This window comes from Enterococcus sp. LJL128 (assembly GCF_056924295.1).
In genome coordinates this window covers 1-18,991 of sequence record NZ_JBXPBP010000009.1, presented here as the reverse complement: position 1 = coordinate 18,991, position 18,991 = coordinate 1, and the positions used below count along the sequence as shown (strand labels likewise).

Genomic DNA, 18,991 nt, shown 5'->3' with positions numbered 1-18,991 from the left:
TTTTACTGCAGAAGAAAACTGTTAATTTCATTAAACAGATATTATTCATTTTATGGCTTTTCCAACAGTATTTTTAGCAATAAAAAAATAAGCTGCAGCATCTCCCCAGACACCACAGCCTATCTTTGCACTTTCCAACTTATTTTTTTCTTTTAGTTGTTTGTTGTTCTTACCTTTTTGTTCTTTCGCACTTGTTTAGCCGATTCGCACTATCGACCTTTAAAATCTTTTTTCGTTTAATTAAACTCCAAGACTAACTATTAGAGTTGTAATTAATGATACTGTACCTATCACTATACCTGTCATCATGAACCTCCTTATTGCTATTTAAGAAAAATATACTAATTGATAATTTATTTTTCTAGGTAAAGAATAACAAACAAATATGAAGAAATAAAGAGCAATGACTCCCATTTGCAAAATACGCAAAAATTTCCCTAAATATTAAGTAAACTAGTTGAATAATAGCAAAAAATATCTGTTTGTATGTTATAATAGCAAACAAAGGAGGAGAAACCCATGAATATAGGGGAAACTTTACGTTTTTTTCGTTCAAAATTGAATTATACTCAAAAAGAAATGCTTCAAAACCACAGTGATCCATCCTCTTACTCTCGTATTGAAAATGGTAAACAACTAGTTCGTTTAAATGAATTGGAACAGATATTGGATCGAATGTCTGTTACTGCAGAAGAATTTTTGAATTTCTCTCCTTTAGACAAAGACCAACAATCTTTTAGAGAATTATTCTATTACTGCGCAACTCATTTAGAAAATAAAACCAAGAAAAAACAATTATTAGATTATTATTTTAAAATGAAAAAAGAGTCTAAGGACTCCTTAAGAGCACTATCTAATTACATCGGAATTAAAGGATATTTTCATACTTATTGGGAGGAGATAGAACCTCTGGATTCTAATGGAATTTCTAATATTTTCGATTATTTGATGAATAAAAATTATTATATTCAATATGATTATATCATTATGTCTAATACTATTCCTTTGTTTAATAATAAGCAAGTTGATTTAATTTTCAATAGGGCCTTTCCCATTAAAGACGAAGAGAAACGTGATATTACTACAAAAAAATTTGCTTATAACGTAATTCTGAATATCATTTCTATAAAGTTATACGAACGTGACTATCAGTTAGCTGAGAAATATATTGCCTTAGCAAAAAAACAAGATAAATCTAGTAAAAATTATAGTTATTTGATGAATCTTCAATATCTTAATAACCTTCTACAATATTTAAAAATTGGAGACCTTTCTTATCTAAATAAGGTTTATGATTTTATTCATCTTTTAGAAGATATTGGAGATAGTTTTCATGCTGAACTACTAAAAAAAGAAGTAAAAATTCTTACTTATGATAATAAGGAAACTAAGTATTCAGACTATCCTGTAAGTTTAATAAAAGATAAATAGAACAACCTATCTCTAATATAAATCTGAAAGTCAGTTATACTAACAATTCAGATTTATTTAGAGATAGGTTTATTTTTTTACCCTCTTCCTCTTAGCTTACTAATAAACTCACGTGTATGCTTCAGCAGCATATACCCTTTGTATTTAGTCGGGTTGATAATTAGCTTAAAGGTACCGATTTTTTCTTCTGCATATCCGTTAAATGCCTGTTTAAACTTCAGTATTCCGTCCGAACCATCGAAAACACCTTCGATTCCATAAAAATTATATACGGGAATATTTTCGGCAACAGAGTACTTAAGCATTTTGTCTTGAATTAAAAATGGTGCGTATAATTTTTTGTATTTCTCTTCTGTACCGGAAAAAAGATATACAGTTTCGTGAGGACACGTTAAAAACAAGGCACAAGCTAAGGACACATGCTCTCCGTTTTCCTTCAGCATCTGCTCACCATCAAGTATCCGCTTTTCGAAGGTTGACAGTTCATCAGTGAACTCGCGTTTTTGATTATTCTTTTTACGGCTGTTAGGATTTACTTCAAGAAACGCTTCAATATCCAGCAGCTTTTGTTCAAGCTTTTTCTTTTGCTCGCTTAAACTATCTAAGTATGTTTGAAAATTGATTTCCGCAACAACAAACTTAGCCCGCTCTCCGTAGGCTTGAAAAACTGTTTGATAGTACTCCAACGTTTTATCCGTAAAATTTCTTCGAACGCTGGTCCGTTCAGTAATTTCTTTAAAAAGTCCAAGCTCTTCATAAGCCAATTCCCGTGTTCTAATACCAAAGCTGCCAGCTTTATTTAAACTGTATTTCGCATCTTTACCATACGATTTCAACAAATCCGACTCTGAGTAACCCGCAAGATCTTTCTTATAAATCCATTGTGGATTCCCATCAGCAGCATAGCCTTGATAAAAACCTTCATGAGCAAAACCAGAATTTACAAATGTACGCATCAACGCTTCATTTTTTTCACTTAAAGGATTTCCCCGATAATCATAGGTGCTGTATGGTGCGTTAGGCGTGACTGTTAAATACAAACCCGCTTCATCTTTTGCATGTTTTTTTAGCTTTTCAAAAAACTCTGAAAGCAGTGCTTCGTTCTCCTTTGGAACTTCCAGTCCATCGATATCAAATACATAACCAACACCCAGCTTGGTTTTAGTCATCAGTGCTGCTATTACAACATTATTCTGTTCATCTTTCAGAGCTGGAAAAGACACACTGGCGCCTCGTTGTGTTTTTAGTCTGCCCATCTCTTTCGTTTGAAGGTAGTTTCCATGTTCAGCTTGATTAACATAGCTCTCAAATTCACTTTCATTTAATAAACAAAATATATACATTCAATGTGCTCCTCAATCTTTAACTATTTCCATTAAATTATACCTTACACGAAGTTGGAATTCATCTTATTTTTCTAATGGTCTTTGACTATTATACCTATTCTTAATCTAGGAAAGCAATCAATTTCCTTTAAAAGATAATTGCTGTTTTTTATTCTTTAATAATTTTTAACAGTGTCTTATACAGTCTATGGCAACAGCTGGACACTATTCAATAACAAATAACAGGTAAAATTCTCTAATGGCTTTCAAATAAAAAGCTGTCTTTCTTAATAGTAGGTTTCTGCTCTACTTTCAAGAAAAATCAGCTTAATTCTTTTGGATTATTCTTTTGTTGTTCAGGTATGTCTCTCTTTTTTTATAAAGTTGAGTTCCCGAACTATATATCCGCAGCTTCACTGCTTTCCATTTCAGAATTACCTTCCATTCCAGGTGGGGCACCTTCCGGACGCTCTCCGTCATTTGGCAGCTCTCCATCTATTGGCTGACGCTCTCTCATGTTTTCCATGCTTGGCTGAGATATTAGCTTATAGCTCAAAAAGCCGATGATTCCTACTGATAGAACGCTGATTACAATGGTGCTAATCATCCATTTATTCACAGATTTCTTCATAAAATATTTCTCCTCTCTGACAAAACAAGCATACGCCAGCTTGCTTAAACAGAAAACAAATATAAATCATACTTTATTAAAAAAATAAAAGATCAGCCCCCAAGCTGATCTTTCTCTATTGGTAATTTTTCATTTTACTTTGCTTCACCATAGCAGCAACTTTCCAACAAACCATCCAACACTGCTGTTTTTGTGTCAACAAACTCCTTTTTGATACTGATCAATAAAAACTATGTCATTTTATCAATCTGTTAAAACGTTCTGAACTCTCTTAGCTTCAGTATGTACTTCACTCCTGCTGTCAGCCCTGTCAAAGCTGAACTTGAAAACATACCTAACAAGTCACCTGTTTTTATTTATCCTCTCCCTTCTTCTGTATTAAAATAATAACATAATTTTTTCCTTGTTTGCACATCTAAAAACAAGTTTTTTTATCACATTTTTTCATTTTTATGCCATTTTTTGATATATAACTATTGTTATTTTATAGACGTTATATTTTCGGATAACAGCACTGAAAGTCAGCTCTCTTCACCCTTGTACTCGTTTAAACCATCCTTCTCTCTTTTACTCATTACATTCTATTTTTCATTTATGCTTTAAACTATTGTTTTTTTTACCTGTATTGTTTTGAGTTTTCACCCCACCATATAGCCTATTTGAACAGTATTTATACTTGGTGATTAGGTTCAGACTTTAGTCTCATTTGCTTTAACTCAGCTTTCTGCTATAGTTAAGTCAGAGGTGTTGTACATGAAAAAAATCTATGGATGGGCAATTAATGTATTGTCCGAGATTATTCTTTGCTTGTTTTTTGAAACTTCCTAATAATTAGGAAGTTTTTTTATTTTATTAGTAAAAACAGTTTTAATATCTTCGTCTTACTTCAAAGTCTTGAATTTTCTGTTCACTCACTCTTCCTCACAATCAACCTTGGTTAAAAAAGGAGACAGTTTTATCCTAAACTCGTAGTATTGAAACTATTACTTGTACTGAGTCGCTAAAAAATTTCAGGTAAAAGCCTTTCCAATGTTTTGATTCCTGTTTTTATTATCTTTTTTTACGTTTTAATTCTATTTTTTTGTATCATTTTCATATTTACTTATGATTTAGTAAACACTATAATGCGAACAACCTATATTTGGAGGATGTTTTGTGAAGAAATTTAATGTTGGTGAGTTAGTTTTAATAAAAAAGGAAGATGGTAAAAAGATGTGGGTAGTCATTACAGCGGCTTCTCAAAAAATATTTAGCGGTTCTATATTTGGATGTAATAGCTTAATTATCTCGGAAGTAACGTTCTTAGAAGAAGATATTGTCACTACAATTTCTTCTTTTGAATAGCATCATTCTAGCAAATCCACGTTTAACAAGGGGATTCTTTCTGCTATACTTAACTCAATAGCTAAAAGGGGTTGGGAATTATGATGAAAGCTGATGTCTGTCAATACTGTGGTGGTCTGGAAACAGTCCGGGCCAAACAAGTTCATGAAGGGAAAGTTATCCCTGAAAATGCGTTATTAATGATTTCTGGCGAGACCTTACATCATGTAATTTGTAAAGATTGTGGAACGGTTATTCGGTCATTTGTTACTAGTACAGATATATTTAAAGAAGATTAATACAAAAGAGCGGGCAACCAAGAGCGTATTTTAGATTATTGAATAATTTTATAGAAAAAGTCCTACCGTCATTTTCTGATAGTAGGTCTTTTTTGCTGACAACGCTTTAATATTAAACTGCGATTCATTCTTGTTCTCTATCTTTCTGACCATGAGTTTCACTCTATTATTACAGAAAAAATCTAGAATTTTCCAGTTTTTTTCAAGTGCTGCATCCTCTATCCATTATAGTATTTCTCTAACTTCTCTGATATCATTAGCATAAAATTATCCTAACTAAAAAGAGGTTATTTATGAATTATTCCAAAGAGACGCTTAAACATGCACATATTTATTGTACTGGTAATAAAAAGTATTTTGACTATACGGATACATGCGGCTGTTTCTATTGTTTAAAAATATTCTCTCCTATTGAAATCACTTTTTATCTGAATGAAGAGATTGGAGATACAGCGATTTGTCCTTATTGTTCAATTGATTCAGTTTTACCTAACATGAAAGCTCTCAAAATTTCAAATGATTTCCTTACTGCAATGTATGACTATTGGTTTAGCATAAGTTAGTGGAAAAGAGGTGTGTTAAATGAATACTACAATAAATCTATTTATATCCTTAATATTACTTGCTTATCCAATCTGCTCATTTCCTGGAATTTTACGTTCTAAAAGAGAAAAAGGAAAATATTTTTCTGATTCCAGATTTTTGATTACTAAATATCAAGGAAATGGAAACAGCCTGAATATGCACAATGTCCTCGGCTTTTCTTTAACTCTGCTATTGGGACTGACATTTCTAATTACATGCTTAATCGATCTATTCTCTTAAATAATATTTAGTAGTCAAGTGGTGAAGTATATACTTTTTTCAAGTTTAACATATATGCTTAAACAAAAAGGCAGCAGAAACATTATATAAATGCTGATGTTAAGATATCTATTTTTGATGAAAAAGAAAATCGAGCTCTTTTATTGGTTGTTTGTTTGGAGATAACCTCATTGAGCTAAAACTAAAAGAAGAAACTTTTAGGAGCATTCACTACAAAAGATTGGATTTAACAATTAAGTATATCTAGTTTCCTGATAAGTGCTTTTATATTTTTATGGTATATACTTTATTCATTAGAGTAGTTTGGAGGGATTCTTATGTTCAAAAAAGAATTTGATGCTTTTAAAAAAATGATTATCCCCGCAAGTAATCAGCGTTATCTGAGTACACCTAAAAAGAACTATGAACCATTTGGAAAAACGATTGAACGATCACCTGATAACCCATTTAAAACTTCAGATGGTCAGTATATTTATGACTTCTTTGCTTTATTCGAAGGTACTAAGCCTGATATTCTTTTTTCTGAAAAATTGATGCAGCTTGGTGAATGGCACAACTATGGTTCAAAGATTTATCGACTTAACACAACTCATCCAGCAGATGAAGTGAAATCGCTACTTGTTAGTGAGTTAGGAATTAATGATAAAGATGTTTTGATAAGCTCATCTAGTAATGGTAAATGGCATCATTCAAGTTAGAGGTTGTGACAAAAGTGTCCAGCTCCAAGAACCAAGTAGGTACTGTTTAACATCAGCTCGTCCCTCACTGTATTTCACAGCAATAAGAAGAATAATCCGAAAATTGTCAAGAAACACTACGAGGGGACCGAGTAACTATTGATTGATCCCCACTTGGAGCTTCTCATATTTTTGATATTATTCGGCTTATTTTCGAGAAAGCTGTTTTTGTAATACTGTTTATTCGGTTTTAAGGATGCCAAAAGTCTGGGATTTTGTTTATGTCTCAGACTCTTTTTCTGTTCTATTATTTGTCCTCCTTAAATCGGTCAATAATTAAATATATATGTTTGCCTTTTTAACTTTTTAGTATTTCAAATAGTGTTGCAGCTACCCTTGCACTGGATAGCAATAAACATTTATGCACATGTCACAAAAAAGACTGCTGAGCCATTCACAAATTATACTGGAATGTGGCTGGCATTTAACGTAAATAATAGACAGCAGAAACACTGTACAACGCATTTCTACTGTCTATTATTAAATCTCTTATGGAGACGGCGGGATTAGAAAATTCGATTTCATACGCCTTAATTATGTGTCAGTATCAATAAAACTAAATACTTTCACTTATCTAAAGTATCATCAAGTTTCATATATTTTAAACTGTCTCGTATTCAATATCGTATTCAATAAAATTCTCATAAGCGTGGGGCGCTTACTATATACTTCTATTCAATTGAGTATCTCAATACATCTTCTACTATTTTACAAATATATATTTTCTTTTTGTTTATTCGATAAATGTATCTTCCTACAGTGAGCGCATATATAGTAACAGTTATAAAAAAAGCGCTACTAGCTTTTAACATTTCAAAGCTAAACAATGGCGAGATTGTTGCAAGTATACTTAAAATACCAAATATATAATACCCTGAAAAAAAATTAAAAGAATTACTATTATAGTTTCTAATATGTATTAACGCAATTTTTTTCTGACTAGGGTCTAACTTTTTCACTCCTGAATCTAGTTTTTTTATGAAATCAACATTATTTCCTCTTACTCCTTCACCTAGATAGATACCTTTTATAAAATCATTTGGAAATGAAAAGTCAAATTTCGAAGCCTCCCCTTCATATTCTTGCAATAAAGAATCTAGTTTTCTCCATTCTTTTGTATAAATCTTATAAGTAAATATAAACATTTGAATCACGCCGTAGATTGCAATAAAGAGATTTACCCATTCAAAAATCCAATAATAATTTTTATGAAATTCTGGAAAAGAAACACGAATTAATGCTATTACGATTTGCATTATAATCATTTGTAATGCTACTTTGTATAGATGTAAAGCTTCCTCGACTCCTTCTTTTATTCCTGAAATAATTATTTTTAATTTTTCAAATAATTTCAACAACTTTCTATTCATCTTAATCACCTCAAATTGATTGTAACATCAAACATAAAGAATTGAAATGCAACCTATTAACTACATCTGTAATTACCTTCTCAATCACAATCCAGTCTGAAGTAACTTACTCAAAAAATGTTGAAGTACTCTTTTTGATTTACTCTATTTTTACAACAATCCATGAGTGCGTAATTATTGTGCTACAAAAGCCTATGAGTAAACTTCTTTATTTGGTATAGTTTCAGTAATATCAAAGGGAGGAGTATAACAGCTATGGGCGAAAAGAGATTTCGAAAAGTCTATGTTTTAAAGTTGAAAGACAAAACATTTTATGTAGGACATACTTCAAGAGATATAGATAAAGTGTTTAATTATCATTTAAGGGGAGATTTTTCATTGACAAGAAATAATCCTCCAATAAAAATACTCGAAGTGCATGATATTGGACTGACGAGCCATTATGAAGGGAATATATATGTTACTAATAAAGTTATTGAGTATATGCTGGAGAACGGAATTGAAAATGTTAGAGGCGGACATTTAACAATTGCTGATAAAAAGCATCATATTGAAGGTGTAGCTTTAGTCAGCATAAATGATAGCTATGTGAACCGAGAAGGATTAAGGCAGTTGGTAGAAGTATATAGTGACGTTTACCCACTTGTTAAAAACATTTATACAAGAGAAGATAGGTATCAACAGCAAATGAAAAAAGATTAGATCGCTTATGCTTCTTTTTTTATTACATAAAAGAAGATGGGCTTATGGCTGTATTAGATAATCAGAAACATGAAAAATTTGTTCAGTTCCTAATCAAAGCTTATATAGAAGATTTCGGTAATTCTATTAGATGGAAAGATTAAACTGTGGATAATAAGCCAATAAAATTTTTAGAAAAAATGTGATTTTGGCTAGGTTCAAGGATTTGCAAGAAATTTCTCGAGATGAAGTGATAATGATAAGAAAGCAAAGGATGGTAAAGCTTTCTGAAATAGCCAAGAATGATGAATATCCAGGCAATCAAATTAAAGCTACAGATACTTTAAATAAAATGGATGCGATTATATCAAGAAAATTAAGTAATCAGGAGAAATAAAATCCTTGGGAAAGTAAGTCGGAGAAAAATAAAGTTAATGTAATTAAGTTTTATGTTACTGATGAATAGTAGCAGTAGGGTATCGAATGCTAACAGTGGTGAGCAGAGACTCCCCCCACCTAGAAAGTAAGTATGTGAAGTCGCAGGAGAACGGTGCAGTCCTTCCCTCGTAGAATTACCGCTTTTCAACTTTTTTATCATATAACTTTTTTTTACAAGCTTTTTTGATATATATATACGATTAATCAACAAAAAGGCTCTCATAATTGAGCAGCCTTTTCTCCATTTTTTCAAATTATAGTACCCATCAATTCAGTAATGAGCATCAGGTGTTCCCTAAGCTTCACTACTTTCAAATTGTTAACATGTTCTGCCCCACCTAATCCTAAAAGAGGAACATAGCCAAAACATTCGTCAAACTTAGGCTTACCATGCATCTCGATAGCGCAAAGATACGGAGACCACTTTAAAACCTCTGCTCTGAAGTCTTTATCAGATAAATCTTCAAAGAAAAATTTAAAACCAGATATTACCGTATCAGTCTTACCATATCTAAATCTTAATATTCTTACAAAACTTCCTTCCCAAATAATTAAGTCCCCCATTGCAGTTGCGAACAAGACAATTCCATCATGGAATCGTTGACTGCCTTCAACCAGTAATTCTTTAAAGTTATCAGGGTTTACAGATTTCATGAATCCGTTTAAAAATGTACCAAATCCGTATTCTTTCCAAAGTAATAACATTTCTTCTGGGATTCTGCCTTGATACATTTTAATTAATTCTTTATTGACTTTCTGCTCTATTATAAAATCATCAAATAATTGATTCATAAACAGTCTCCTTTTCTACCTAGTTAAATCAACTTAACATTCAAATCATTATTGAGCAGTCAAAGCGTTTTGTTTTATCCTTCGATTTCTTTTTTTACTTCGTCAAACCATTTGTCAAAAATATCGGAAGCATCTTTATAGTCAGAATCCGAATATTTAAGATCATAGCTTAAATTTGAGTTGAATTTTCCACTGTTAATGTCATATATCATTTTGAACTCTGTCGGAACTTCTCTATTATCTTCTTTAAATAATTTCATCAGACTTTGTAAATCTTCTGAAAATAGTCCCAGCATTCTATACTGCATTTCATCGCCCATGTTAATATTGCTAAAGTCATTTAATTTAGATAACTCATGCTTTTTAAAGATTCTTTTCCCTACTTGATAAAACACATCACCTGTCACAACGCCTTCTTCTATTGAACCATAAACAAAGGCTTTATCTGCTTTTTTATTAACAAATTCAACGGCTACACTAACCATAGCAAACTGTAAATCCATGAATTTATTGTCAAATGTTTCTGTCATTTCGGCACCTCGCTAAAAATTTTGATTTAATAAAGTTACTGTTTTAATTTCGCCATCTATTTTAGATTTAATATCAAATGATGAAGGTCGTAAAGCGTTATCAGTGTAGTTCACTTTAATTTCTACTGATACATTTTTGCCTTCTGCTATGGCTTGTTTCCATTTCGTTTCCAGTTTATAATAAGATTTTTTATTAACATCTTTTGCTTGTGAAACTATAAAATTTGATTTAAAGTTAGTAGTAGACCTAGAATTGAAGCTACAATTGCAATAAAACCTGTAATGATTTTATTAATAAAAGATAACTTTGCTTTTAAGATATCATTGTTATTTTCACCTTCATCTACTATCCAATTTTTAACTTTTTTTATCTTATCAATAATTTTATCAAATATCAGACAGACTAATTTCGTCAACATAAAGGAAATTGTGTAGACATCCAATAGAAACACCAAAAAAAATAAGCCACTTAAATCCTCTTCTTTAGTTTTGACAATTTCGATAAAATCTAATCCTGCTAGTATATTCAGCATAGCTATTCCTATCACAAAAATTATAAAAAATATTGTTAAGATTGGCATTTTTTTTATACTCGCTTTATACATGAAATATGCGTCCAAACACAATATAGGAATAGCTAACAGTAATCCTGAAATCTGTAATCCAGATTTTATTTCCTCGTGATTAGTAATATTATTAGCGATATTAGCAATTATGTAATAAAACATTATAAAAAGAGGGATTGCTATGATTGTTGATACTACAAATATAAGCCAATTGTTTTCAACAACTTTTTTGATGGGAACAAACTTTATTTTTATTCTTTCAAAAAAACCTTTTTTTTCTTGAGTCACCGATCTTTCATTTTGGTACTCATTCATCTTGTTTACCCATTCACCCACAATTTTCATATTATTAATGTACACTCCTTTTTGTTCAATCATACCAAAAGAAAAAATAAAACACCATATTATATTATTTTATTTTACAATTAGAACTATCACCCTTGGCATTCCTCCTCGATTCGTTGACAAATGTTGACATTTTTATATCTCTTAGCTGATTACAAAAATGACATATACGCTATTGCCTTATTCCTATAAAGGCTAACAATGGTTAACTACTGTACATAAAAAAACGCTCCTTTAGAAAAGGAACTTTCCATAAAATGCTTTGTATAACAACATTTCATTTATGCTCATGTCACTAAGGATACCAAAGAAAAGACCACAAAATTATTCGCTAATTATGTTGGCATTTAAGCTAATCGTATTCAATCTCGTATTCAAAATAATAACAGACAGCAGAAACACTGTACACAGCCCTGTACAATCGCATTTCTACTGTCTATTATTAAATCTCTTATGGAGACGGCGGGAGTCGAACCCGCGTCCAAACATATTGTCACTTAAACCTCTACGTCCATAGTCAACTCATTTAGGGTTTCGCTTTACAGCTTGCCGAGTGACAGGCATTCTGTATTGCTAGTCTGATAAGCTCTTCTAAATTTTACAGACGGAAAAATTTAGCGTATCCCACTTAGTTTGAGACCCTTACTCGAGCACATGGGCGATGCCGAGAGGATCTTCACCCGCTGTTTTTACGCAGCTAGAGCGAAAGTTTTGTTTTCGTTTTTAGCAGTTATATTTAACTGTAACGTTTTTACGTAGACGTAACCTACGAAACGCAATTCAAGCTCAACTATGCCTGTCGAATCCGTAACGCCCCCATGAAAAATTGGTGCTAGAATAGTATAACATAATTATACCATTAAATAAAGCGAGCAGCTAATTCATTTAATATAGTCTTTTCCCGCCCTTAAAACGTTTTTACATATCAGAAAAACATCTACGCAAAATATTTCTCATTTTCTCCATAACAAATCAGCTATGAATCCAATCAGTTTCGCCAAAATCGACCAACTCATTTTTGCGGTTTCAAAGAAGCAGCCGATACTCCTGAGCAGGAACATCAGCTGCTTTTTAATAATTCAACTGGTCAATAGCAAAGGTTGGTCCTAATTGTTCTCTCCTTCCGCATAATAAGAGAACATCCAATTGATGCCGAACTTATCTGTCAGCATCCCATATTTCTTCGACCAAAATGTTGGTCCTAAAGGCATTTCAACAGTTCCACCTTCTGCTAAACGGTTGAATTGACGGTCTATTTTTTCTTCATCATCCGTACTTACGACTAACGAAATATTATTTCCTACGGTCAATGGCTTCCCCATTCCATCCGGCACATCAGAAATCATGACATATGTACCTTCGATAACCATACTGGCATTCAATATTAAATCCTTTATATCTTCTGAAACTGGGTGCTCCGGATCTTCCGGCATATCACCAAAGGTCATAACATTCGCCGAAGGCGTATCGAAAACCTCTTCATAGAATTTGATAACCGCTGCTGCTTCATTTTTAAAATTCAAATAGACTTCCATGACGTTGACATCTCCCTTGTTGTTTTCTATGATTATCTCACAGAAAAGGGCTTTGAACGAAACATCTGCCTACCATTTCTCCACAAGTTAAAACTCAGAATTTTTAAGAAGAATATCTGCAAATTTCTCCAGATATTCCTGATCTATTTCATCATAGCCGGAAGTCACTCCTGCATCAATATCTAAAACACCAATCAATTCGCCTGCTTTTACCATCGGCACAACAATTTCTGATTGGGCTGCAGAATCACAGGAAATATAATTTTCATGCTTTTTCACATCATCAACAATTAATGTTTGACGTTTTTCTGCAGACTCTCCGCACACACCTTTTCCCATTTTAATTCTTGTACAGGAAACTTTTCCTTGAAATGGACCTAAAACCAGCTCATCTCCATTGTACAAATAGTATCCAGCAAACACCGTCTCTGGTAAAGCATCAGCTAAGAGTGCTGAAGAATTTGCTAAATTCGCTATTCCATCATGTTCAATTTCTGTCAATCCAGTCAACTGCTGCAGCATTAACTCATAGGCATCTCTTTTTTGTTTATCATCTTTCCACATCTATTTCTTTCCCTTCAGTTTTTTTACCTATCTTATCTTATTTTCCTAAAAAATAAAAGACAGAGAAAACCGCACCATTTTGACGTTCTACTCTATCTAAATAATTGCCCTAAAGTTTTTATCCCCAGAAACGCTATTCCCACAGCGAAGTTTTTGCCAACCTTCAATGTTCTCCTAATTTAAGCTGATCGTCATAAATAATTTTATCTGAAAAACGTTCAGTTTTCTTCAAAGCCTCAATAAGCCCCTGCTTTTGTTTCTTCGTCATAAGATAAATTCTGGACCCGGAAGAAAAATCCTCAGAAATAATCTCGATACTTTTAGTGCCTACTTTGACTAAACGAATGTTTTCCAGCAAAAGTTCTTTTTTATGAAAGGGTAAAAAATAATGAATATACAGACTTGTTGCAGTCAGCTTAAAATAGCGGTTAAATCCTAAATAAGCAAAGATAAAAAAGACGACCATCACTAGATTACTAACAAGATAAGGTCTTGTATACTCTAATGATAAGATTAAACTCATAAATAATATGGCGAACGTGCAGGACCAGTATATAACAGCCGTTGACAATTCTGGTTGCCAGAAATATTTTTTTTGTTTCATACAACGACTCCTTACCTAAAATTTCATATGGTACAATAGTAACACACTTAGACTTTAAACAGAAAATATAAAGGAGAAAATCATGTTACGAATTTATGTAGATGCTGCTACTAAGGGAAATCCCGGACCAAGCGGCGGTGGAATCGTCGTCACAGGGGAGCAAATCCATGAACAGCTCCATTTCTCTTTAGGTGAATGTTCCAACCACGAAGCAGAATTCAAAATCCTTATCCTTGCTTTGGAATGGCTGATTGATCACCAGTTTACCACAACCAGCATTTTTCTTCATTCAGACAGTAAAACCGTCGTACAGACGATTGATAAAAATTATACGGGTAATCCTGTTTTTCAGCCGTATCTCAAACGATTCCAACAATTAGAGTCTCATTTCACACTTTTGCTGATTCAGTGGATTCCTGAAAATAAAAACAAAGGGGCTGACAATCTTGCCCGGCAGGCACTCCAGAAATCATTAAAAGGAAAGTAGTTATTTTTTCAACTGCTTCCTTTTTTTAGAATGTAGATTCATAAAGTAATATCCACGATTTTAGCTCTTGTAAGAGCTGCAATATCCTCTGGTGCAAGCTCAAACTGAAGACCACGTTGACCCGCGGAAACAATAATGGCGGGGTATTGCTCTGCTTCCAATCCGATATAGGTTGGAAACAGCTTCTTCATCCCTATAGGGGAACAGCCGCCGCGAATATAACCAGTTGTCTCTTCCAGCTCTCTCAAATGAAGCATATCAACTTTTTTGTTGCCGCTGACTTTCGCCAATTTTTTTAAATCCAATTCGGTATTTCCCGGAATCACGGCAACAATTGGTCCAGTCTTATTTCCAACAGCTACTAAGGTTTTAAATATTCGCTTTTCTTCAACTCCTAACAGCTCGGATACGCTATCTGTCCCTAAATGTTCTTCACTCCAAGGAAATTCGTACTGCTTGTATGGCAGCTTCTTTTGCTCCACAATTCTCATTGCATTGGTTTTATGAACTTTTGATTTTTTTGCCATTTTAATCACCCCATTATTAAATGTTCACCTAAAACAAAAAGCAGGTCCCTATACAGTCTCTGCTTTTTGAATCTTTATTATTCCCTTAAATCAACTACTGTATGTCGCTTTTTATCATATAGCTATTTTTTTATAGTTAAGAACAATACTTTTAAATAATTTCCCTCAGGAAAATCTTCACTTACTTTAAAATCTCCCGGAAGCTGATAGATAGTTTCTATCGTGTATGAGGAAATACTTTTTTCTTTCAATGCGTCTTTTACTAATTTTGTAAAACGTTCCAGCGAAAGATTCGCTGCATTTGTTGACGCAATGATTTGTCCCTGCTCTGCCAGTATATCAATCGATTGTTCAATCAACTCACCATAATTTTTTCCTACAGTAAAGACTTTTTTCTTATTTCTTGCAAAACTTGGCGGATCAAGAATGATACAGTCAAAAATCAGGTCTTTTCTTTTAGCATACTTGAAGTACTCAAACACATCCATCACAACGATTTTCTGCTGTGCAAGCGGCAGCTGATTTACTTCAAACTGCTCCGTTGTTTTTGCCAGACTCCTTTTAGCCAAATCTACACTTGTTGTACTAATTGCACCGCCCATCGCTGCCGCCACAGAAAAAGCACCTGTATAGCTAAACATGTTCAAGACTGTTTTCCCTGCTGCATAGCCATTTATCAACTCACCACGTACTTCCTTTTGATCCAGAAAAATCCCTGTCATCAGCCCTTCATTCAAGTAGACTGCGTAGGAGACGCCGTTTTCAGTAACCAACAGAGGTTCTTCTGCCTGCTCTCCGTACAAATGCTGAGATTCTGGATAAGAAGAAGTAAACCGAACCTTTTCATATGCGCCGGTTATTTCGTCAAAAACTTTTTTGAAACTTTGGATAATGGCTTCACGCTTCTCATAAATCGTTTCATTATACCAGGAGAACACGACGAAATCGTTGTAGCAGTCAATCGTTACTCCGCCTAAACCATCACCTTCTCCGTTAAATAACCGATAGGCAGAGGTACTACTGTCATTCGCGTAAACACTTCTTTCCAGCTTTGCTTTTTTAAATAGCCTTTCAAAAAACGGTACAGATATTTTCTCGTCCCAGCTCAACAGCCAGCCAAGTCCTTTATTCTGTTCTGCCAAATAACCATAAGCGACAAATTTACCAGCCGGATCAGTAAACTCTATCCAGTCTGTAGGCAGCTGACTAGGGCGCTGCTGTAAATCTTCCTCTTTTACCAGCGGGTATCCTTGACGAAACTTATTGGCTGCTTGTTTTTTTACTTGTATTTTCACTTTTTCACCTTATTCTTCTTTTTATTGATTCACAATCAACTGTCCAAAAAAGTATATCAAAAAAAGCCTGTCCTGTCTTTAATTCTATAGATTATTAAAGTTTCTCAAAATTCTTGACAAAACGCTAGAATAATCGTAGGAATAATTGACAGTCTTCGGCGGAAAAGGTAAAATTACATGTATGCAAATCACAATTTTCATGAAAACACATCTAAGTTTTTTCGAACTTAGGGTTGGAAAGGAATTATCATGTTAAATAGAATAAAAAAAATTAAATTACCTGAATTTTTGAATACGCGATTAGGTCTTTTCACAACGGTTGCAGTCCTGTTATGGCTGAAGAATTTACTGGCTTATGTCACGGACTTTCACCTAAGGCTCGAAAATATCAACGAGTACATCATTCTTGTAATTAATCCAATCGCTACGACCTTTTTCCTTTTGGCGATTGCTTTATATGTCCGTAAAACCAGACGGGCTTATATTACGATGATGGTTGTCTTTTTCCTCATGACGCTGTTGCTGTTTTCAAATATTGTCTACTATAGAGAGTTCACCGACTTTATTACAGTCAATACAATGATGGGTGCCGGCAAAGTTGCCAGCGGACTTGGAGAGAGTGCTCTGCGCTTATTCCGTCCTTACGATGTTATTTACTGGATTGACTTTATTATTGTAGGCGGTTTGCTCCTTACTAAAAAAATTAAAATGGAAGACCGGCCAGTCAGAGCTCGGGTGGCTGTTTCAATTAGCTTAGTTTCAGCGTTATTCTTCCTGTTTAATCTATTTCTTGCTGAAACGGAAAGACCTCAGCTGTTAGGCAGAGAGTTTTCTCGTGACTATATTGTAAAATTCTTAGGATTAAATGCCTTCACTGTCTATGACGGAGTGAAGACCTACCAGACAAACCAAGTACGGGCGGAAGCCAGTGCCAATGACATGAAAGATGTTGAAAGTTATGTCGACAGCCATTATGCAGCTCCCAATGATGAAACCTTTGGCATTGCTAAGGGAAAAAATGTCATTTATATTCATTTAGAAAGCTTCCAGCAGTTTCTTGTTGATTACAAGCTGAAAGACGAAAATGGTGTTGAGCATGAAGTAACACCATTTATCAATAGCCTTTTCCATAATCAAAGTACATTCAGCTTTGATAATTTCTTCCATCAGGTTGGACAGGGAAAAACTAGTGATGCTGAAACCTTGTTTGAAAATTCTTTATTCGGACTAAGTCAAGGATCATTATTCACGCAAATCGGCGGTAAGAATACCTTTGAAGCGGCTCCTGCAATTCTCGATCAAACACAGGGATATACAAGTGCTGTTTTCCATGGAAATGCCGGCAATTTCTGGAATAGAAATGAAACTTACAAGCATTTAGGCTATGATTATTTCTTTGATGCCAGCTACTATGATGTCAACGATGATAATTCATTCCAATACGGACTGCATGACAAACCATTTTTCCAACAGTCCGCACAGTATTTGGAACACTTACAGCAGCCGTTTTATTCAAAATTCCTAGCCGTATCTAATCACTATCCTTACTCTCAGTTCACAAATGATGAAGCAGGATTCCCGATTGCGGATACTGGTGATGAAACAATTAACGGCTACTTTGCTACAGCAAACTATCTGGATAAATCAGTTGAAGAATTTTTCAACTACTTGAAGTCCTCTGGATTATATGAAAATTCTGTAATTGTTCTTTACGGAGATCACTATGGTATTTCCTCTTCAAGAAATCAGAATTTAGCTGAACTGTTAGGTAAATCAAAGGCTTCATGGAATGACTTTGACACTGCTCAACTGCAGCGCGTACCATACATGATTCATGTTCCTGGTCAGGAAAACGGAGGTATCAACCACACATATGGCGGACAAGTTGATGCACTGCCTACACTGATGCATTTGCTGGGTGTAGATACAAAAGACTACATCATGCTTGGACAGGATTTATTCTCAAAAGAAAATGAGCAAATCGTTGCTTTCAGAAATGGAAACTATGTTTCACCAAAATATACAATGTTAGGCTCCAACATTTATGAAACAGGAACTGGCAGACTAATTGTTTCCCCTACTGAGGAAATTCAACAGGAAGCTGAAGCAATGAAAGAAAAAGCCAATACTCAACTGGAAATATCTGACCAGATTAATACTGGCGACCTGTTGCGCTTCTATCAAGGCAGCGGCTTGAAATCAATAGATGTATCTCAATATAGCTACAAGGATCAGTTGAAACAACTGGAAGAAATCGAGAAAGATAAAGGCGCTGATTCAACTAGCGTTTACAGTAAAAACGATAATAAGTCCACTGTTGATGAGTATAAAACAAACACTTATCAAGGCTACGAAAAATAAACATACAATAAATACAAAAAGGCTTACGGTTTTTGGCTCTTTGTCAACTAATGTTGGTGAAGAGAAATCTTAGAATTTTTGAAGATCAAGAGGAAATATTTCTCTTGGTCTTTTTTAGTTTACAATTAAAGCGTTGCCGTGGCGAATCATAATTCGCAGTTTGAAATTGTAAAAGCTACGGAAGCCATACGCATTCCGTTTTAAAACTTTGATATGGTTGTTTAAACATTCCAGCGGTCCATTGGAGTAGGTGTGTTGAAGAGCATTTTTGATTTGTGGAAGAAACTTTTTAAATGTCTCCAAGGTGGTTCGATAACTTTCTGGA

22 protein-coding genes and 1 other RNA gene are annotated in these 18,991 nt (G+C 33.8%); 9 read left to right on the top strand and 14 right to left on the bottom strand.

The window, feature by feature from the left end; all coding sequences use genetic code 11:
- Positions 1-519: 519 nt before the first annotated feature.
- Positions 520-1,431: a helix-turn-helix domain-containing protein gene (locus tag AC1Z3K_RS11580; RefSeq protein WP_461732797.1), complete on the top strand. Its 912-nt coding sequence runs from the start codon at positions 520-522 to the stop codon at positions 1,429-1,431.
- A gap of 77 nt (positions 1,432-1,508) precedes the next feature.
- Here the strand turns inward: AC1Z3K_RS11580 and AC1Z3K_RS11575 are convergent, their stop codons facing one another.
- Both AC1Z3K_RS11575 and AC1Z3K_RS11570 read right to left on the bottom strand, forming a co-directional pair.
- The gene (locus AC1Z3K_RS11575; protein ID WP_461732796.1) at positions 1,509-2,774 is read right to left on the bottom strand and encodes an aminoacyltransferase; all 1,266 of its coding nucleotides are present in this window, start codon (positions 2,772-2,774) and stop codon (positions 1,509-1,511) included.
- 379 nt (positions 2,775-3,153) lie between these two features.
- Positions 3,154-3,387 (bottom strand): hypothetical protein, encoded by a 234-nt coding sequence (locus AC1Z3K_RS11570; RefSeq protein ID WP_461732794.1) that lies wholly within the window; start codon positions 3,385-3,387, stop codon positions 3,154-3,156.
- A gap of 1,155 nt (positions 3,388-4,542) precedes the next feature.
- On the opposite strand from AC1Z3K_RS11570, the gene AC1Z3K_RS11565 reads away from it, so the two are divergent.
- The 4 genes from AC1Z3K_RS11565 (at position 4,543) to AC1Z3K_RS11550 (ending at position 6,532) form a co-directional block, all read left to right on the top strand.
- A complete protein-coding gene (locus tag AC1Z3K_RS11565) occupies positions 4,543-4,731 on the top strand; it encodes a hypothetical protein (protein WP_461732793.1) in 189 nt (62 codons plus the stop codon).
- Between the two features lie 80 nt (positions 4,732-4,811).
- Positions 4,812-5,009 carry a hypothetical protein gene (locus AC1Z3K_RS11560; protein ID WP_426081594.1) on the top strand — a complete coding sequence of 66 codons (198 nt, stop codon included), beginning with the start codon at positions 4,812-4,814 and terminating at the stop codon, positions 5,007-5,009.
- A 293-nt stretch (positions 5,010-5,302) separates the two neighbouring features.
- The gene (locus AC1Z3K_RS11555; RefSeq protein ID WP_426081595.1) at positions 5,303-5,572 is read left to right on the top strand and encodes a cytoplasmic protein; all 270 of its coding nucleotides are present in this window, start codon (positions 5,303-5,305) and stop codon (positions 5,570-5,572) included.
- Between the two features lie 579 nt (positions 5,573-6,151).
- Positions 6,152-6,532, top strand: a complete 381-nt coding sequence (locus tag AC1Z3K_RS11550; RefSeq protein ID WP_426081596.1) for a hypothetical protein — start codon at positions 6,152-6,154, stop codon at positions 6,530-6,532.
- Positions 6,533-7,242: 710 nt separating this feature from the next.
- On the opposite strand, the gene AC1Z3K_RS11545 is transcribed toward AC1Z3K_RS11550, so the two are convergent.
- On the bottom strand, positions 7,243-7,941 hold the full coding sequence (locus tag AC1Z3K_RS11545) for a hypothetical protein (protein WP_426081597.1): 699 nt from the start codon (positions 7,939-7,941) through the stop codon (positions 7,243-7,245).
- A 255-nt stretch (positions 7,942-8,196) separates the two neighbouring features.
- Here AC1Z3K_RS11545 and AC1Z3K_RS11540 point away from each other — a divergent pair, with 255 nt between their 5' ends.
- Positions 8,197-8,643 (top strand): hypothetical protein, encoded by a 447-nt coding sequence (locus AC1Z3K_RS11540; RefSeq protein WP_426081598.1) that lies wholly within the window; start codon positions 8,197-8,199, stop codon positions 8,641-8,643.
- A gap of 235 nt (positions 8,644-8,878) precedes the next feature.
- On the top strand, positions 8,879-9,019 hold the full coding sequence (locus AC1Z3K_RS11535; RefSeq protein WP_426081599.1) for a hypothetical protein: 141 nt from the start codon (positions 8,879-8,881) through the stop codon (positions 9,017-9,019).
- A 290-nt stretch (positions 9,020-9,309) separates the two neighbouring features.
- Here AC1Z3K_RS11535 and AC1Z3K_RS11530 read toward each other — a convergent pair whose 3' ends face one another.
- The 8 genes from AC1Z3K_RS11530 to AC1Z3K_RS11495 form a co-directional block, all read right to left on the bottom strand.
- On the bottom strand, positions 9,310-9,852 hold the full coding sequence (locus AC1Z3K_RS11530; RefSeq protein ID WP_461732792.1) for a T6SS immunity protein Tdi1 domain-containing protein: 543 nt from the start codon (positions 9,850-9,852) through the stop codon (positions 9,310-9,312).
- Between the two features lie 74 nt (positions 9,853-9,926).
- Positions 9,927-10,382, bottom strand: coding sequence for a hypothetical protein (locus AC1Z3K_RS11525; protein ID WP_426081601.1), 456 nt, complete (start codon positions 10,380-10,382; stop codon positions 9,927-9,929).
- A gap of 12 nt (positions 10,383-10,394) precedes the next feature.
- Positions 10,395-10,556 (bottom strand): DNA/RNA non-specific endonuclease, encoded by a 162-nt coding sequence (locus tag AC1Z3K_RS11520; protein WP_461732856.1) that lies wholly within the window; start codon positions 10,554-10,556, stop codon positions 10,395-10,397.
- Positions 10,557-10,597: 41 nt separating this feature from the next.
- On the bottom strand, positions 10,598-11,293 hold the full coding sequence (locus AC1Z3K_RS11515) for a hypothetical protein (protein ID WP_426081602.1): 696 nt from the start codon (positions 11,291-11,293) through the stop codon (positions 10,598-10,600).
- Between the two features lie 451 nt (positions 11,294-11,744).
- Positions 11,745-12,111: a transfer-messenger RNA gene (gene ssrA, locus AC1Z3K_RS11510) on the bottom strand.
- A gap of 288 nt (positions 12,112-12,399) precedes the next feature.
- Positions 12,400-12,828, bottom strand: coding sequence for a VOC family protein (locus tag AC1Z3K_RS11505; RefSeq protein ID WP_426081603.1), 429 nt, complete (start codon positions 12,826-12,828; stop codon positions 12,400-12,402).
- An 87-nt stretch (positions 12,829-12,915) separates the two neighbouring features.
- A complete protein-coding gene (locus AC1Z3K_RS11500) occupies positions 12,916-13,392 on the bottom strand; it encodes a GAF domain-containing protein (RefSeq protein ID WP_426081604.1) in 477 nt (158 codons plus the stop codon).
- Between the two features lie 163 nt (positions 13,393-13,555).
- Positions 13,556-13,996 (bottom strand): EbsA family protein, encoded by a 441-nt coding sequence (locus AC1Z3K_RS11495; protein ID WP_426081605.1) that lies wholly within the window; start codon positions 13,994-13,996, stop codon positions 13,556-13,558.
- Between the two features lie 82 nt (positions 13,997-14,078).
- Here AC1Z3K_RS11495 and AC1Z3K_RS11490 point away from each other — a divergent pair, with 82 nt between their 5' ends.
- Entirely contained in the window at positions 14,079-14,483 is a 405-nt protein-coding gene (locus AC1Z3K_RS11490; RefSeq protein WP_461732791.1) for a ribonuclease HI family protein, read from the top strand.
- A 38-nt stretch (positions 14,484-14,521) separates the two neighbouring features.
- On the opposite strand, the gene ybaK is transcribed toward AC1Z3K_RS11490, so the two are convergent.
- Positions 14,522-15,010, bottom strand: a complete 489-nt coding sequence (gene ybaK, locus AC1Z3K_RS11485) for a Cys-tRNA(Pro) deacylase (protein WP_461732790.1) — start codon at positions 15,008-15,010, stop codon at positions 14,522-14,524.
- Positions 15,011-15,132: 122 nt separating this feature from the next.
- The gene (locus AC1Z3K_RS11480) at positions 15,133-16,305 is read right to left on the bottom strand and encodes a class I SAM-dependent rRNA methyltransferase (RefSeq protein WP_461732789.1); all 1,173 of its coding nucleotides are present in this window, start codon (positions 16,303-16,305) and stop codon (positions 15,133-15,135) included.
- Positions 16,306-16,566: 261 nt separating this feature from the next.
- On the opposite strand from AC1Z3K_RS11480, the gene AC1Z3K_RS11475 reads away from it, so the two are divergent.
- The gene (locus tag AC1Z3K_RS11475) at positions 16,567-18,666 is read left to right on the top strand and encodes an LTA synthase family protein (RefSeq protein WP_426081800.1); all 2,100 of its coding nucleotides are present in this window, start codon (positions 16,567-16,569) and stop codon (positions 18,664-18,666) included.
- 114 nt (positions 18,667-18,780) lie between these two features.
- On the opposite strand, the gene AC1Z3K_RS11470 is transcribed toward AC1Z3K_RS11475, so the two are convergent.
- On the bottom strand, positions 18,781-18,991 hold a 211-nt coding region (locus tag AC1Z3K_RS11470; protein ID WP_461732729.1), incomplete at its 5' end, for a transposase.

Coding starts and splice junctions, on each gene's coding strand:
- AC1Z3K_RS11580 (WP_461732797.1), top strand. CDS start 520: ATGAATATAGGGGAAACTTTACGTTTTTTTCGTTCAAAATTGAATTAT.
- AC1Z3K_RS11575 (WP_461732796.1), bottom strand. CDS start 2,774: ATGTATATATTTTGTTTATTAAATGAAAGTGAATTTGAGAGCTATGTT.
- AC1Z3K_RS11570 (WP_461732794.1), bottom strand. CDS start 3,387: ATGAAGAAATCTGTGAATAAATGGATGATTAGCACCATTGTAATCAGC.
- AC1Z3K_RS11560 (WP_426081594.1), top strand. CDS start 4,812: ATGATGAAAGCTGATGTCTGTCAATACTGTGGTGGTCTGGAAACAGTC.
- AC1Z3K_RS11555 (WP_426081595.1), top strand. CDS start 5,303: ATGAATTATTCCAAAGAGACGCTTAAACATGCACATATTTATTGTACT.
- AC1Z3K_RS11550 (WP_426081596.1), top strand. CDS start 6,152: ATGTTCAAAAAAGAATTTGATGCTTTTAAAAAAATGATTATCCCCGCA.
- AC1Z3K_RS11545 (WP_426081597.1), bottom strand. CDS start 7,941: ATGAATAGAAAGTTGTTGAAATTATTTGAAAAATTAAAAATAATTATT.
- AC1Z3K_RS11540 (WP_426081598.1), top strand. CDS start 8,197: ATGGGCGAAAAGAGATTTCGAAAAGTCTATGTTTTAAAGTTGAAAGAC.
- AC1Z3K_RS11535 (WP_426081599.1), top strand. CDS start 8,879: ATGATAAGAAAGCAAAGGATGGTAAAGCTTTCTGAAATAGCCAAGAAT.
- AC1Z3K_RS11530 (WP_461732792.1), bottom strand. CDS start 9,852: ATGAATCAATTATTTGATGATTTTATAATAGAGCAGAAAGTCAATAAA.
- AC1Z3K_RS11525 (WP_426081601.1), bottom strand. CDS start 10,382: ATGACAGAAACATTTGACAATAAATTCATGGATTTACAGTTTGCTATG.
- AC1Z3K_RS11515 (WP_426081602.1), bottom strand. CDS start 11,293: ATGAAAATTGTGGGTGAATGGGTAAACAAGATGAATGAGTACCAAAAT.
- AC1Z3K_RS11505 (WP_426081603.1), bottom strand. CDS start 12,828: ATGGAAGTCTATTTGAATTTTAAAAATGAAGCAGCAGCGGTTATCAAA.
- AC1Z3K_RS11500 (WP_426081604.1), bottom strand. CDS start 13,392: ATGTGGAAAGATGATAAACAAAAAAGAGATGCCTATGAGTTAATGCTG.
- AC1Z3K_RS11495 (WP_426081605.1), bottom strand. CDS start 13,996: ATGAAACAAAAAAAATATTTCTGGCAACCAGAATTGTCAACGGCTGTT.
- AC1Z3K_RS11490 (WP_461732791.1), top strand. CDS start 14,079: ATGTTACGAATTTATGTAGATGCTGCTACTAAGGGAAATCCCGGACCA.
- ybaK (WP_461732790.1), bottom strand. CDS start 15,010: ATGGCAAAAAAATCAAAAGTTCATAAAACCAATGCAATGAGAATTGTG.